We start from the raw sequence: 16460 nt of genomic DNA, 5'->3' as shown, positions 1-16460 counted from the left end.
ACAAGACAGGGGAGGATAAAAATGAAACGTATCTTAAATCTTGAAGGTGCCATAAATCTACGTGAACTTGGTGGATATCCCACTAAGGATGGTACGACAATTAAATATAATAAGCTTCTTCGTTCAGGGGATATAAGTAATCTAACAACTAATTCTTTAAACTACCTTAAAAACTATGGTTTAAAATATGTTGTCGATTTTCGTTCTGAACGCGAACAACAAGCATGGTCAGACATCCCTTCCAGTTTTTACCGCATCTATTCTGATCCCGTCTACCCCTTAACCGGTAACGGCGATAAACTAGCTGGAGCTATCAACCGTGGCGATTATTCCTATTTAGGTTTAATTTATCAAAGCGTTGTTCTGGACAAACACGGACAACAAGCCTATAAATTCCTATTCGACCGTCTTTTAGAAAATAATAAAGAACATCAATCCCTACTCTTCCACTGTGCTGCTGGAAAAGACAGAACCGGTATCGGTGCCCTCTTGATTCTAAAAGCTTTAGGCGTTGATGACGAAACAATTACCAGAGACTACCTATTAACTAACTTAATGTATCAAGACAGTGACGAAATTGAAGCCACTTTAAACGATGCCAATGGTGATCAAGATATCAACAAAATGAACATGACCAAAGGTGATTTGGAAAGTATCACTTCCATTTTTGAGGCCATTGAACATTACTACGGCAGCTTCGAGAACTACCTAGATAAAGCCTTAGGAATTGATCAAGCTAAATTAGAAGAACTCAAACGAATTTATACTGAGTAAAAATAAATCTAATATCTTTTTATATCAAACTAAGTTGGCGAGAAGTAAACAAATTTCGTTATAATATTTGTGGGAAGACGTAACCTCACTGATTTATCTGACTACAAATCCTACAGACTTCCCGTGCATGATCTATCTTTATTTGACTGAATAACAAAACCAAAACATCGTTTCCCTCATACATAAAAATGTATGAGGTTTTTTTTAGTCCCTCTCAGTGGCTTCACCACCTAGAGGGACTTATGCATGTGTTCGAAGAACACATACGCTCCTTTTTTGACTTTGTCACTTAGAGGGACTAAAGAAGGACTAAAGAGGGACCAAATGTCCGTTCCAATGGACATTCTATTATAAGATAATTAGACTTATCGTCATATACTTATAGTTAAGAAGGAGGGCTACCATGGATCCACTCGCAAAGAAAGTTATCATGTTTCTTTCTAAGAATACTGGCTATATTAAATCCACAGATTTAGCCAAAGAATTGAATGTATCCACTAAAACAATTTATCGAACCATTAAAAAGATAAATAATGACAAAGAAATCATTACTTCCCAACGTGGTCTTGGTTACACTATTGAACCTGGCAACGATTCCGAATGGGCTGAGAATTTTGACGACTTAACGGAAAATAAGAAACGTACTTATGCCATCGGTGTTTACATTCTTTTTAATCAACCAGTTGGACCAAAATTTTTCAACACGGCTGATAAGTTCTATCTTTCCGAATCAGCTTTAAATAAAGAGATTCAAAAAATAAATTCAATCGTCGACAAATTTAAAATTAAAATCACTCGCAAAAGCGCCCATTTAATCGTCAATGGTAGTGAAATCAATATTCGTCAGGCTCTGAATTTCTTCTTAATTCGCAAGGGTGCTGTTTCTGAAGGATTTACTTCCATCTCAGAAATCTTCCCTTCCATCAATAACAACGACCGTAGCTTCTTGATTACCCAATTAACATTAATTCAAGATGAGTTAAACGTTGTCTTAGTCGATCCCTATACTTTAAATATTTTTTCTCACTTATACATTTTAATGGGAAGAATTCGATCAGTAGCTCATGCGGATAAGCCTAAGAAAATTGAGACAACTGATATTAAATACGATCAGTTTTACGAAACCGCACGGTTGATTATTGAGAACATTTCCCGTTATACGAATCGTACGATTGATGCCAGCGAGATCATATACCTATCACAATATCTGTTATCCTTACGATACATGCACAGTAATGATATTCAGCAAATCAATAACGCCGCGCCTACTACTCAATTTGAGAAGCCGGTAATTGATTTTGCTAACGAAATCATCAACCGTTATCCTTTCCAGAAAATCATCAATAAGCAACATTTGCTAACTGATCTTTGCGCCCACATCAAACCAATGCTCAATCGTTTGAAATCAAGTCTTGTCGTTGTAAATCCCCTGGTCGATGAAATAAAAGACAGTTACAGTCAAGAGTTCCAACAAACGAAACAGATAGTTGATAGTTACACAACGAAGCGGTACCAATTGAAATTATCGGAAGATGAAATTAGTTTCATTACTCTGTATGTGGTTAAGTCTATTGAAGAAAGCGCTAAAACAAATAAAATTTTACTAATGTGTACCACCGGTATCGGAACGGCTCAATTGCTTAGAACTAAGTTGTTGAATGCCATACCTAATCTAAATATCACTGATGTGATTTCCTCTTACAGTTATCGTGAAGATATGGCCAAATACAATGCCGAAGTGGATCTCATCATCAGTACCGTTGCTATTCCTGAGCAAAGTAAAGTCCCCATCGTCGTAGTCAGTCCTTTATTAAATGAATTAGATTTACAAAGGGTTAAATCGTTCTTAAATGTTTAAGTACAATTACTACCAAATCGACAATGTAGACTCAAAACAGGAATTGAATCGCATCATTAGTAAAAAGGTTGCCTCGCTTTACAATATTCAGGCTGACGAAGTTTTAACTAAAGTTACTGAACGAGAAAAGTTAGGTTCTGTGCAAATCGGCGATAACTTTGATCTACCACACATTGAGTATGATGGCCAAATGCAGGGAATTATTTTGGTAAATTACAAAATAAATTATTATTATGCCACATCTTTGTTTATAATTTTAAACGTTGTCTATCTTGATAAGGATCTGGAAAAATTCTTAGGTGGCATTTTAAATGATGCAGGATTGGATAAATTACGCAATTGTAGAAACACCGCTGACTTACAAAAAATCGTAGAGGAGTGAAAAAAATGTTCGACGAAGAAATTGTTTTACTTGATATTGCACCAAAGGATAGCACTGAAGCCTTAGGAATGGTCGCTGACGAATTGATCAAAAAAGATGTCGTCAAAGAAAGTTACAAAGACGCCGTTATTAAACGTGAAAAAGAGTTTCCTACTGGTTTAAATGCACCAAGTCTTGGTATCGCTATTCCACATACTGATGCTATTCACGTTAACAAACCACAGATTGCTATTGCTAGATTGGCTCAACCAGTTAAATTCTTGCAAATGGGGGACGGAGCTGATGTCGAAGCTAAATTAATTTTCATGTTAGCTTTAAAAGAACCACATGCTCAACTAGAAACATTGCAAAAATTAGTAGCACTAATTCAAAACGAAACTGCTGTATCTGAATTAATTGCTGCCAAAGATTCAAAAAGCATCATTGATATATTAAAAGAAAATGATCTTTAATTTTTAGGGTTAAATATTATGAGGAGATGTCATTATGGCTGTTATTAAATGGTTATTGAGTGCTGGTCCAACAGTATTCTTGCCAATGTTGTTATTCGTTTTCGCGTTGATTCTTAGAATTAAACCGGGTCGTGCATTCAAGGCCGCTATTACGGTTGGTATTGGTTTTATCGGTTTGAACTTGGTTATCGGATTGTTGACTGATAATCTTGGACCTGCCGCTCAAGCAATGGTTAAAAACTTCCATCTTAGTTTGAACACTATTGATGTTGGTTGGCCAGCTGCTTCCGCAATTTCTTACGGTACTACCTTAGGAAGTTTGGCTATTCCTATCGGAGTTGCTTTAAACGTTGTTCTCTTGATTTTCGGACTTACAAAGACACTAGATGTCGATTTATGGAACTACTGGCATATTGCCTTCACTGGTTCACTAGTTTATGCCGCAACAAACAAATTTGGATTAGGTCTTGCTACAATGGTCGTTCACGCAATGTGGATCTACTTCCTAGCTGATCTTGCTGCTCCAACAATTCAAAAACATTATGGCCTTGCTGGTATTTCTTTCCCACAAGGTGCTTCAGCCCCTGGATTCGTTCTAGCCTTACCTATTAACTGGTTGCTAGACCGTATCCCTGGTGTTAAAAATATTCACTGGACTCCTGAAACAATTCAAAAGAGACTTGGTATTTTCGGTGATTCCGCCGTTATGGGTCTAATCATTGGTATTGTTATCGGTGCTCTAGCTCAATACAGCGTTACAAAGATTTTAAACTTAGGTATGTCAACAGCTGCTGTTTTGATTTTGATGCCTAAGATGGTTGCACTTCTAATGGAAGGTCTACAACCTATTTCTGAAGCTGCTAATGCTTTGGTTCAAAAGAAATTCCCTGGACGCAGTCTTTACATCGGAATGGATTCAGCTTTGGCCGTTGGTCAAGAAGCCGTTTTGTCTGCATCCCTAGTACTTGTACCTCTTTCACTATTAATCGCCGTTATCCTACCAGGTAACAGAGTTCTACCTTTCGGTGATTTGGCTACAATTCCATTCATGGTTGCCGTTATGGCTGCCGTCTTTGGTGGTAACGTCTTTAGAATCGTTATCGGTGGTATTATTGATATCGCCATTTCCCTATTGATTGCTTCATGGGCTGCTCCATTGTTAACAATTACTGCTAAATCAGCTCATTTTGCAATGAAAGGTGCAACTTCTATCTCTATTCTTTCCGATGGTGGTACTTGGACAACATTAATGATCGTTGGTCTTGGTAAATTACTAACTTGGACAGGTATAATAGGTTTAGGTATTATCGTTCTTGCCTTGATGATTTGGCTCAACAAATTCCATGACAAGAAAGTCGCCGCAGAAAATAATTAAAAAGAAGGTTTAAAACATGGCAAAGTCACTTATGGTCGTTTGTGGTACTGGTATTGCTACTTCTACAGTTGCTACAGGTAAAATTAAAAGTTATTTGGATGAACAAGGATTAAGTTCCGAAGTTCACTTCCTACAATCAAAGATTGCTGACGAAGTTAGTGCTATCGGCAATGACGAATACGATATCGTTGTTTCAACAACAATGGTTCCAAGTTCAATTCAAAGCAAAGTTATCAACGGTGTTCCTTTATTAACAGGAATCGGTGCTGATAAAGTTCTTGAAGAGATTAAAACTAAAGTTGAAGCTTAATTTTATATAGAGAAGACGTTCATATTGACCATTATGGTTGATATGAACGTCTTTTTAATACCCGTCCTCCACAAAAATTGGGAATGCTGTTGGAACGCTATGGGCACGTTTTGGAACTAATTATTTTACACTCCGTGCAAAATAATGGATTTCCAAAATCGGCCTCATTGTAACCGGCAAAGCCGGTAACAATGATCTCATAGCTGAACGCATTCCCAATTTTTGCTCCGGACTAAATCCTGTTCTTTTGTCTGTACACTATCAAATGTTAAATAGTAAAAATAGTGTGTGATGAGAGATATTTTGGTATAACAATGCTTTTAATTCTTCTTTTAGACCCAAATTCATAATTTTCACCTAATTATAAGAGGATTAAATACTATTCAAACACTGCAATACTAAGAATTAACAATAGAATCAAAACTTTAGTCGGTAGTAGAAAATCTGTGGGCCCTAAGTGGTGAAGTTCTGGTTAGCTTGCGAAGCAAGGTTACCAGAAGACCGAGCTTGGAGATCCATAATTTTGTGTGAAGTACAAAATTATTAGCTTCAAGTCGTGTCCACCACGTTCCAGAGGCCCACAGATTTTCTACTACCGACGGCATCCTTCCACTATCAAATTTTCTCGAACTAGCTTTTCTTTAAAATGAGTATAATATGGATGATTAGGATGTTTTTAAGCAAACTTTAAAAATATTTTGTATAATTAAGGTTCGGATGTATATAACATGTGACCTTTTTGTGAACTTTCACCAAATGTCTTCATATCCATATCAGTGTCTTGTATACTTATTTTGTCAACATAATGGAGGAATGCGAATAATGTTTTGTCCAAATTGTGGCCACAAAGTTGATCCAGATCAGAAATTTTGTGATAACTGTGGTTGGGCCCTAAAAAAGAATAATGCTGAAACAACTGAGACTAAAGACGATGATTCAATCCGTTCTTTGTCCGAAATTGAAAAAGAACTGAATCAGGAAGATCCCTCAACTAAAAAAGCTGAGGAAAAACCTGTATTACAACAAGCTCCTGCTCAAAAACGTGAATACGATAATAATCAGTCTGAACCTGAGTTCGAACCTCACAAACAAGAAGTTCCACATTCAGAACCAGAGATGAAAACTTTTAAACAATCTGACCGTTCATCATTTAATAACACTAGTAATGACGAGCCTTTAGATGACCGGACACAAGTTTATAATAAAAATGATTTCAATCCTATTTCACAAAAGCCATATAAGGCTAATGCTAATACCTTTGATGATCCTATCAAAGAACCATTAAGTGATCCTTTCAAACCTACTGAAAGCGAACTACGTGCTGCTAAGGCTAAACAAGCGGCCGAGCAAGAAGATCCTAACGATGGTTTTATCCATAATATGATCAAATTTGCGAAGAACAATGCTTTTGTAAGTATCATCGCTATTATTATTGTGGCTATTCTATTAGTTTTCAAACGAAACTATGGATTCATCGCCTTAGCCATCGTCCTTATTGCTTGGTTCCTCTTATCACAATTACGTCATGGTAACGAAACTGGTGCCAATAAGGCTTTAAAGCGCGAAACTTCTTTAAAGAAAAAGAATCCTGACAGTGCTGACGATAATTACACTGAAGATAGATATCAAAAACCTGCTCATAATAAGAGGGATATTGCGGCTGAAAAACTTCAAACTAATAAGAAAACAACTGCTCAAAAAGTTATTATTATTTCTTCAATTATCGGTTTTATTGCTTCTATCGGTGGACCATTCCTAAATGGAGTTTCACTAACAAGTACTATTTCAACCGCTGCTAATTACACAGCTAATATTGGTGCTCAATCTATTTGGATCACTAATGGATTTTCCGCCATCCGTATTATCTGTTTCTTGTCGCCAATCATTACCTTGATTGCCGCCAACTTCAGAAAACGTGGCACAATCAGATTAGTAAGAATTTTTACCGTTTTACCAACTATCCTATATGCAGCTTTGTACGGAGCCCTTTATGCCGGCTTGGTAAACTCAACTGCTATTACCGGACAAGTTGCCGTAACAACTAATGGTTCCTTTGGTACTAGTTTCTACGTAATCTTGGTTACATCAATTGTTTCATTATTGATGTCATACTCATTACGTCCTAGAATCAAATAAATTTTGATTAGTTTATAAATATTAAACAATAAAAAAACACGGATAATGTTCCGTGTTTTTTTATACCTAATTATAATTATTTTTAATCACTTTTCAGTGCTAAAAACTTGCAAATTTTGCTTTATTAAAAATTCAACATTCTATACAATGGATTATAGTTTAGAACAACAGGGAGAAATTTATAATGATTTATACAAATTTTAGAATCAGGTTATTATTTGGTTTCATTGTACTTTTCACAGCTGGTTTTTCTTTAATTACCAATGAGCAGACTACAATCGCCGGGACAGAAGACCCTGACACACCGCATAAGTTTAATCCTAGTCCTGATCTCAAAAGGTTTCTAGGAATAACAAGGGTTAGTGGTTACTCCGAACAACCTAGAGATAATTACTACATCACATCTGGTGACAAACTTCATATTAAAACTGAAGTTGATCGAACACCTTGGTCTAATTTTTTACTTTCGCCACGTTATCATTGGTGGCAATCCTTCGATGGGGAAACATGGTTTGTAGTTGAGAAAGGAATAAATGGTAAATCTTCACTTAATTTTGTTCCTACCAGAACAGGTCGAGCATATTACCAATTAGACACATCTTATGTTATTCCTTATACCACCGTTGCTGGAAGTACTTTTTATTCAAAAGTAGCGACTGTTGACGTTTCACCTCAACCTGTAGCTGCTAAAAGAATGGAAATTAATACCAGAGATAATTATTTATTCAACATCGACAGCAATATTACTCGCAATACTACTTTTGCCTACTCAATTTCAGACCCTCTTAACGCAACAGAATCTCCTCAATGGAATATCGATAAAAAAGATTTGGCGACCGTTGACGAAGATGGTCATGTTTTTGCCAATACTAAAGGCAACTCTGGTATTGCTAAGATTACTGGAACAATTTATAACAAAGATAATACTAAGGTATCTGCCTCTAAAGAAATAATTGTTGGTAATGGTTTACTAAACCAATCTGTACCCGAGGGTAAAAAAACTTATTTTGAAATTCAAGGATCAAATGATGATGAGCGTGAAGATACCGTCGGCGACGTAGTGGTTAACTGGTACGAACAAATTGGTTCGCAGCAAAAAAAACTAGTCAAAACTCAGACAAACCCTACTGACAAGGCTTTCTATGAAACTCCCCGCGTTCATCCCAAAGATAATGGAAAAAAATACTACGCTGAAATCATTGCTAAACAAGGAAAAAATAGTAGTAACGTTTTACTTGGCCCAGCAACACTTAAAGTTTTGCCACCAAATGATCCCAGATTGGAAGTTTCAACCACTTTGATTAATAAAACATCGTCTCAAAATAATACTGATACTCAATTAAATGATGTAATTAATGATGACGAGTTAAATTATGACATCGATTTATATAATAATAGTAAACGAGATATTCACAACTCTTACATCACTCTGCCACTTCATTTAGATACTCAAATTGAGAATATTAAAATTGATGGCATAGAAATCGCTAATTCTGATTATTCACTGACTACAAACGAAAAGAATCAACTATTGAATATCAAATTAGGTGATTTTGACAACTCTCATAAAGAAAAGAAAGTCTTTATTTCAACAACTGTTAAAAACATCAATAAACGTGAGTCATTTGATTCCAGAGTCGATTTCTTCGGCTTAGACCCTGATTCCGATGAATATACTAGCCAGGGTAAAGATTTAAATATTAATTACATCAACAATAAATTGAATTTTTCACTTAAAAGTCTGAATTTCGAACCAATTACGATTTTTGATCAGAATACTTTAAAGCATCGTCTACCTGAAGAAAATGATCCCAATGAGATGATTTCTATTGATGACCAAAGACGTGATCGAAAGCATATCGCACTCTATCTAACTCAAAATACTAGTTTCATAAATGGTACAACGGAGCTGCCAGTTGATTTACGTTATTATGAGGGAGATTCTTTTAAATCACTTTATAATACAGTTCTTGTTCATGAAACTACACCTGGAGAAATTTTCAAATCCATTAAATGGCACAAAAACCAGGGTCCACTTCTACATGTAAATAAAGGGAATCTCATGGAGGGAAAATACAGTGCAGCATTAACTTGGCAATTTAGCGACAGTATTCATAACCAATAACCCATTATACAAAGGGTATGAATAGCAGTACATTCTTGGATTAGTCTTCATTCTGTTTATACTTATCGGTAAGAGAAATGGAAAGAAACTGTTTCCTCATTTCTCGAAGTCTCACATAGTATTTGTGAGCTTACATCTACCAAAACATCACCGATTTAAAGAAATCGTAGTCAAGGTACTTGTAAATTGAATGGGATAGTATTAAGAGAATGGGTTGAAATAGAGATGACGCAAGATCAAACTTGTGAGAGATCTTGTTGTATCTATAAATGATTTTAAATGTACCATGTGTTTGAATAGTTCTTTTCCCTTGGAGAACTACAGAATTGTCATTCATCGTGATGAATCCTCTGATACAATAACTTAGTCTAGACAAAAAGGGCCCCGTAGAAGTCAATGCGTTAACTTCTACGAGGCTGTTTTTGTATTATTCTTCTAAGAAACTCATTCTATCAGCAATATTAGTAATTATTCCGTCAACGCCCCACTTGAGAAGTGTTTGAGCACGATTAACATCATCAATCGTCCAAGCATTGATCTCATAACCATAATCCTTCATCTTTTTAACTTTTGCCTCAGTTAATGAAGCCCCATCTGGATGAACAATTTTGGCATGACATGCTTGCATAACTAGATTCCAGTCATCACCAAGCGTTGCTCGACTGAACAAGACCGCGTATTTCAAATCTGGTCTTAACTTGTACATCTTTTCCAGCATAATTGGATTAAAACTAGAAATAATTAACTCAACATGCTCATCCAATCGATCCAACGCCTTAACAAACTCTTCAACCAATCTATCAGCTAAATAATTGGCATTGTCCCCCACAACACCCTTTAACTCGATATTGGCATTAATTTTGTGGATATTAAGAAAATCAATTAGTTGGTCTAAAGTTGGTATTTTTTCACCACGGAATTTCTCCGCAAACCAATATCCAGCATCAGCACTTGCGACTGTTTCACTATCAACAGTTTCGATTGAACCAGATTGATTTGTCGTTCTATCTAATTTGTCATCATGAATGACAAAAACCTTTTCATCCTTAGTGATGCTTAAATCAGTCTCGATCCATTTAACATCATGATTTACTACCTCATTGAATGAGGCCATAGTATTTTCAGGTGCTAATGTTGGTATTCCTCTATGAGCAACAATTTTTTTATTCATAGTAATCCTCCCGATATGTAGAGTATACAACAGCCATGCAAGGGACCAAAAAACCGAGGTGACTTTATTGGTTGCCTCAGTTTTTTAGTTTTGGTTTTATTATTGATTAGCTATCTTTGTTTGGTAAATAACCAATGTTCTATGTTTTATAGTGAAAACGAGCTGCACAGGGGCAATCCCTGTTACACTCTCTTTTTCTAAGCTTTATATCTTGATACACCGTCAAGGTATGTTTCTGATAATGTCATATCATCATCAAGTACGATGAAGTCGGCATCTCTACCGTCAGCGATAATACCACACTTGTCGGCAACTTTTGAACTCTTAGCAGCTGTATAACTTGCCATTTCTACGGCTTCTTCGTCTGTAGCAATGTTCCAGTCAACAACATTCTTGATAGCTTCGTTTAGCATCAAGATTGAACCGGCTAAGTTGTGTGTTTCATCCTTTAATCTGGCTGTTCCGTTAGCAACAACAACTGGCAATTCACCAAGTACGTAGTCACCATCTGGCATCAAACCGGCACGCATACAATCAGTGATTAGGGCAACGTGTTCTGCACCCTTCTTTTCAACAACGATTCTTGCTGCGAATGGGTTAACGTGATGTCCATCACAGATTAATTCATCATCTACTAAGTGCATTGAAAGAGCTGCACCTACCATACCTGGTAATCTGTGGTTCAAACCACTCATACCATTGTATGTATGTGTGAATCCTGTAGCACCTGCTTCAACACAAGCCTTTGCTTGTTCAAATGTAGCATCACTGTGTCCAAGATATACAGCAACATCATCTGAAGCAACAGCTTTAGTGAATTCAACTGAACCTTTTCTTTCAGGAGCAATAGAAATCTTCTTGATCATGCCGTGAGCAGCTTCTTGCCAGTCTTCGAATTCTTCGGCATCTGGATCTCTGAAGTACTTAGGATTTTGGGCACCCTTGTGCTTTTCTGTGTAGAAAGGTCCTTCAAAATGAATACCTTGAATCTTAGCACCAGTAGCCTTCTTGTAGTTATCACCAATTGTTTGGCAAATATGTTTTAGTTGGTCGTGTGATGCTGTCAAAGTTGTTGGCAACCATGAAGTAACACCAGCTTTAAGTAGACCTTCTGACATTTCGTTTAATTTTTCGAAATCATCATCCATAACATCATGACCTACAAGACCATGAATATGTGTGTCAACTAGACCTGGGGCGATGAATTTGTCTGAATAATCAACAACTTTACCTTCAGGTTTTTCTTCGTCAGCATGATAGAACTTACCGAACTTACCGAACTTACCGTCATCAGTAACTTCTAAGTAGCCGCCATTTTCAGTAGTGTTTTTTAAAAAGAACTTCTTAGCATGAATATAATATGACATTATCTAGTCTCCTTACTAATTTTAACAATCTCATTATAGCATTGTTTATCGGTCTATACCACATGGATTAGTTACTTTATTAACAAAAAGATGATACATTTCTGTACCAGTTACATGGTAGCAAAAATTTCTGTTAAAAAGGACGACTTATCTAAAATTTTACATTGCGAATGGCTTTATAAAAGTAAAAAGAGGAATTCACATTTCTGAATTCCCCTTTACATTTATTATTTAGCTTCCGCAATCAGTTCTATTTCTACCTTTGCACCCATAGGCAATTTGGAAACCTCTGCTGCACTTCTAGCAGAAAATTCTCCATTGAAATAATCTTTGTAAATATTATTTACCTTAGAAAAATTGGCTAGGTCATCTAAATAAATTGTAGCCTTCAAAACGTGTTCAAAATCACTGTTAGCAGACTCCAAAATATTCTTTAAATTTTCCAAAGTTTGTTTTGTTTGTCCTTCAATTCCCTCAGTCAATTTACCATCTTGAGGATTCAGACCAATTTGTCCCGAAGTAAAAATAATACTATTAGCTTCTGTGGCATGGACGTATGGTCCAATTGCTGCAGGAGCGTTATTTGCAATAGTTCTTTTCATGACTTATACCTCTAAATTACTTTAGATTTTTTTTGATATAATCAGCTGAATATTGAAGTTTATCTAACTCATCTTGTGGCAAATCTAATTGTAATTGTTTTTCAATTCCGTCACGACCAACAATAGCTGGGTATGATAGGTAAACGCCGTATTCTTCACGATAGTTAGATACAGGAAGTTCAATATTAGCGTCATTTAAAATTGCTAATGATAGTCTTACAGCAGCGGTTGATACACCATAGTTGGTATATCCTTTACCATCAAAGACTGTGAAACCACCCATTCTTACGTCTTCATTAATTTGATCTAAATCTAGGCCATTCTTTTCAGCCAAATCTTTTACTGACTGATCCATGACTTTTACTGTTGACCAAGCTGTAAATTGAGAATTTCCGTGTTCTCCTAAGTTATAACCTGAAACCGAGCGTGGATCGACATCAAAAGCCTTACCCACAGCACGTTTCATTCTGGCAGAATCTAGTAATGTACCTGTACCAATTACACGTTCCTTAGGGAAGCCAAGAATTTGTTGATACATTGAAGTCATAACATCATTTGGATTACTGATTACTACCATAATGCCATTAAATTTAGTTTGCTTAATCTTATTGGCAACATCGGTTACAGAGTCACCAGTTGGTTTCAACTCTCCGAAACGGTTTGGATGTTCTCCACCGATTAACTTGATGTGTCCAACGGCTGAAATAATAATATCGGCATCATCTAATTGAGAATAATCATTTACATAAATATTAGTATGTGTTGGTAAGTTAGCCATCGCATCTTCAAAATCTAAAGCGTCAGCCTTAACTTTCTTCTCGTTCTTATCAATTAGTACCAAGTCATCGACAAATCCGCCGGCAACAATATAATGTGCACAAGCAGCACCAACATTTCCCATTCCAACAATTCCAATTTTTCTTGTCATGAATCATACCTCGCAATCAAATTTTTTAAGAATAGTTCATATCCCGATTATACTCTATATTTGTAATCGCTTTAACCAGTCTAAAAATCTATACAAAAAAGGCCATCCTCCAATTAAGGAAGATGGCCTTTGAATTAAACTAATTATTACTTTCTTTTTTCGTAGTACTTAACTTTGCTCTTAATGATTCTTTCACATAGGTCAGCGTATGAAATACCAGCAGCTTCGGCTTCTCTTGGCATCAATGACAATGGTGTCATACCAGGTAAAGTATTAGCTTCCATTACATACAATTGACCGTCACGTAATAAGAAATCAACACGACCGTAATTGCTCATACCCAAGGCTTCAAAAGTCTTCTTAGTCAATGCTTGCATATTTGCATGAATCTTATCATCCAAGTTATCTGGGGGAGTAATGAAGTGTGTTACGTTGTTAGCTTGGAATTTGTGTTGGAAATCGTACCAACCAGTATCAACCGTAACTTCAACGGCTGGAAGAACTAATCCATCAACGATAGCAACTGAGAATTCACGTCCCTTGATATATTCTTCAATCAAGACTTCGTCATCAAATCTCAAAGCATCCGCAACTGATTCTCTCAACTCTGTAGCATTGTTAACAATATGTGTACCAACACTTGAACCACCATTTGAAGGTTTAACAACCATTGGGTAGTTGAATGGAATATCTTCTGACAAAATCTTAGCAGTTTTAGTTGTTGTGTATTGAGCTGTTGGAATGTTATCTTGTACAAAAATTTCTTTAGAATATTTCTTATCCATAGCTAGTCCTGAAGCTAATGAACCACTACCTGTATATTTGATATCAAAGACATCGAATACCGCTTGCATCTTACCATTTTCACCATCTTCACCGTGAAGTCCCATGTAGACAATATCGGCGTGACGACAAATATTAAGAACGTTTCTACCTAAAAGACCTCTTGTGCCATCAGTTCTCAATGCATTGATCTTCTCATCAGTAAGAACTTCGTCATCAATGACTAATTTTCCTTCATCTTCAGGTTCAGTAGTGAAGAGATCATCAATTTTATCTTCTTCAATATCCTTACCTAAGAATGAATCAACGTAAGCTACTTCGTAACCTTTACTACGTAGTGCGTTGGTGATTTTAACTCCGGAAGATAAAGAAACATTTCTTTCTGTACTTCTTCCACCTGAAAGAACGACAATTTTCATTGTGTTTCACCTAATCCTTTTTATTTAATTATACTTAAGCGTAATCCTAGAACCTACAGAATAGCATAAAACAACGTTGAATTCCATTTTTATCATTAAATAAATAGGAAAAAATAAAATTGATTTGTGAAAGTTTTTCCTTTGGCAAATATATTTTTTCAGTAACTTTCAAAACTAACCATCTAGAATATCATAATAATAAAAATTTAGTATAATTAATATAAATTGATGAAAGTGAATCTTGGACTATGAATGAAGATCAAAACGTCGAATACAAAAGTGAATTCACAAATAAACTAAAACGTGAAATTGTTAGTTTCTTAAATACTAATGGTGGAACTATCTATTTAGGTGTTGACGACAAGACACACAATCCATTACCTGTATCTGAATCTCAAAAACATGAGTGGGAAGAAAAACTAAACCATTGGTATATGAATGCATTTTATCCTACTCCATTTAGCCTCATTGATATTCTCCCGAATGAAAAAGTTTTTACAATTAAAGTGAGACCAGGTCGACACGTCCCTTATGCTATTGACAGTGAAGGATATACTTCTAAAGGTGTTTATATCAGGTATGGTAGTTCTGCAGTTAAAGCCACTAATGAACAAATCAAAAGAATGTTACAACAAAACAGTGATAATAACGAATTTGACTCGGAAATGTCTGTAAATCAAAATTTAAATTTCTCTGAACTAAAGAAAAGATCTTCACTTAAAAATGTGAGTTTCAGTATCAAAGCTCTTCATATGTTAAAGGAATCAAGCATCTATAATAATGCTGCATTTCTCGTTAGTGATGAAAATGACATCATTACTAAGGTGGCCATTTATCAAGGCACCAACGTAATGGTGTTTAAAGATAAAAGGGAAATCAAAGGTGCCTTAACTTCACAAATTGACGAATTGTTATATTTCATTAGTCTGAATAATCACACTAAAATAAAGATTGATGGTGCTCCCCAGCGTCATGAGACGAAAGACTACCCCGAAGCTGCAGTTAGGGAAGCTGTAGTAAATGCATTTGCTCATAGAGATTACTTACTTCATTCAACTATAAAGGTCGAAATATTTGATGATCGAATGGAAATCCTATCCCCTGGTGGCATTCCTGATGGCTTATCTTTAGAAGAAATCACGGACGGTATGACGGCTGTACGAAATCCTCAGTTGGTTCACATTTTGGATAAATTAAAATACATTGAAAACTATGGAACTAGAATCCGTAGAATGTATAATGTCTACGATGGAACTGATAAAAAGCCCATATTTGAGGTGCGCCCTAACTCATTCAAAGTTACACTACCTAACCTTAATTGGAGTAATAGTACCGTATCTAATATGACTAATAGCAGCCTAGAGACTAATGAAGATTTAATTGTTGAATTTCTTAAACAGAATGGTAGTCAATCAAAAAAAGAAATTCAACAAAATCTTAATATGTCGAACTATAATATCAGAAAATCGTTAAACATACTAATAAATCAAGGCATCATCAAACGAACTGGTAAATCAGTTAAGACAAGATACCTTATTACAAGACATAATTTAAAATAAAAAGATAAGTAAAAAAACAAGCAATTGTTTTTCGCAATCAAATTATTAATATAAGTTAAAAATTCATAGATACCAAGTGTTTTGGCGTAAGGCATAATTTAAAATAAAAAAAGCGTGCGAAAAGCGTGCGAAAAAGCAAGCAATTCGCACGCTTTTAAATTAGATAACAAAAAGAACGATAATCAGCCTCTTTTGACTGATCATCGTTCTTTTTAACTT

General features: G+C 35.7%; 14 protein-coding genes. 9 read left to right on the top strand and 5 right to left on the bottom strand.

All coding sequences use genetic code 11. The features are described 5' to 3' along the window. Positions 1 to 21: 21 nt before the first annotated feature. The 8 genes from U8526_RS05150 (at position 22) to U8526_RS05115 (ending at position 9412) form a co-directional block, all read left to right on the top strand. Positions 22 to 774 (top strand): tyrosine-protein phosphatase, encoded by a 753-nt coding sequence (locus U8526_RS05150; RefSeq protein WP_334340896.1) that lies wholly within the window; start codon positions 22 to 24, stop codon positions 772 to 774. 403 nt (positions 775 to 1177) lie between these two features. Beyond that, positions 1178 to 2632 (top strand): BglG family transcription antiterminator, encoded by a 1455-nt coding sequence (locus U8526_RS05145; RefSeq protein ID WP_334340895.1) that lies wholly within the window; start codon positions 1178 to 1180, stop codon positions 2630 to 2632. Then, complete coding sequence (locus U8526_RS05140; protein ID WP_334340894.1) at positions 2625 to 3014, top strand: PTS sugar transporter subunit IIA; 390 nt, start codon at positions 2625 to 2627, stop codon at positions 3012 to 3014. Before U8526_RS05145 ends, U8526_RS05140 begins: the two co-directional genes overlap by 8 nt. Positions 3015 to 3019: 5 nt before the next feature. Continuing rightward, positions 3020 to 3466, top strand: coding sequence for a PTS sugar transporter subunit IIA (locus U8526_RS05135; RefSeq protein ID WP_334340893.1), 447 nt, complete (start codon positions 3020 to 3022; stop codon positions 3464 to 3466). A 34-nt stretch (positions 3467 to 3500) separates the two neighbouring features. Continuing rightward, a complete protein-coding gene (locus tag U8526_RS05130) occupies positions 3501 to 4841 on the top strand; it encodes a PTS galactitol transporter subunit IIC (protein ID WP_334340892.1) in 1341 nt (446 codons plus the stop codon). A gap of 16 nt (positions 4842 to 4857) precedes the next feature. Next, positions 4858 to 5151: a PTS sugar transporter subunit IIB gene (locus U8526_RS05125; protein WP_334340891.1), complete on the top strand. Its 294-nt coding sequence runs from the start codon at positions 4858 to 4860 to the stop codon at positions 5149 to 5151. An 822-nt stretch (positions 5152 to 5973) separates the two neighbouring features. Next, positions 5974 to 7287, top strand: a complete 1314-nt coding sequence (locus tag U8526_RS05120) for a zinc ribbon domain-containing protein (protein ID WP_334340890.1) — start codon at positions 5974 to 5976, stop codon at positions 7285 to 7287. Between the two features lie 184 nt (positions 7288 to 7471). Beyond that, entirely contained in the window at positions 7472 to 9412 is a 1941-nt protein-coding gene (locus U8526_RS05115; protein WP_334340889.1) for a hypothetical protein, read from the top strand. A 427-nt stretch (positions 9413 to 9839) separates the two neighbouring features. Here the strand turns inward: U8526_RS05115 and U8526_RS05110 are convergent, their stop codons facing one another. The 5 genes from U8526_RS05110 to U8526_RS05090 all read right to left on the bottom strand — a co-directional run bounded on the left by U8526_RS05110 (position 9840) and on the right by U8526_RS05090 (position 14682). Next, positions 9840 to 10583 carry a glycerophosphodiester phosphodiesterase family protein gene (locus U8526_RS05110; protein WP_334340888.1) on the bottom strand — a complete coding sequence of 248 codons (744 nt, stop codon included), beginning with the start codon at positions 10581 to 10583 and terminating at the stop codon, positions 9840 to 9842. A 197-nt stretch (positions 10584 to 10780) separates the two neighbouring features. After that, positions 10781 to 11950 (bottom strand): N-acetylglucosamine-6-phosphate deacetylase, encoded by a 1170-nt coding sequence (gene nagA, locus U8526_RS05105; protein WP_334340887.1) that lies wholly within the window; start codon positions 11948 to 11950, stop codon positions 10781 to 10783. Positions 11951 to 12177: 227 nt separating this feature from the next. Then, positions 12178 to 12552 carry a RidA family protein gene (locus U8526_RS05100; protein ID WP_334340886.1) on the bottom strand — a complete coding sequence of 125 codons (375 nt, stop codon included), beginning with the start codon at positions 12550 to 12552 and terminating at the stop codon, positions 12178 to 12180. A gap of 16 nt (positions 12553 to 12568) precedes the next feature. Beyond that, complete coding sequence (locus tag U8526_RS05095) at positions 12569 to 13480, bottom strand: L-lactate dehydrogenase (protein WP_334340885.1); 912 nt, start codon at positions 13478 to 13480, stop codon at positions 12569 to 12571. Positions 13481 to 13626: 146 nt separating this feature from the next. Further along, complete coding sequence (locus U8526_RS05090; RefSeq protein WP_334340884.1) at positions 13627 to 14682, bottom strand: D-alanine--D-alanine ligase family protein; 1056 nt, start codon at positions 14680 to 14682, stop codon at positions 13627 to 13629. Between the two features lie 248 nt (positions 14683 to 14930). Between U8526_RS05090 and U8526_RS05085 the strand changes: the two genes are divergently transcribed. Further along, a complete protein-coding gene (locus U8526_RS05085; protein ID WP_334340883.1) occupies positions 14931 to 16241 on the top strand; it encodes an ATP-binding protein in 1311 nt (436 codons plus the stop codon). Positions 16242 to 16460 lie beyond the last annotated feature (219 nt).

The sequence above is a fragment of the Companilactobacillus sp. HBUAS56275 genome (assembly GCF_036913655.1).
Classification (GTDB): domain Bacteria; phylum Bacillota; class Bacilli; order Lactobacillales; family Lactobacillaceae; genus Companilactobacillus; species Companilactobacillus pullicola.
The sequence above is the reverse complement of the archived record's forward strand: the minus strand, read 5'-3'. Positions and strand labels throughout refer to the sequence as shown.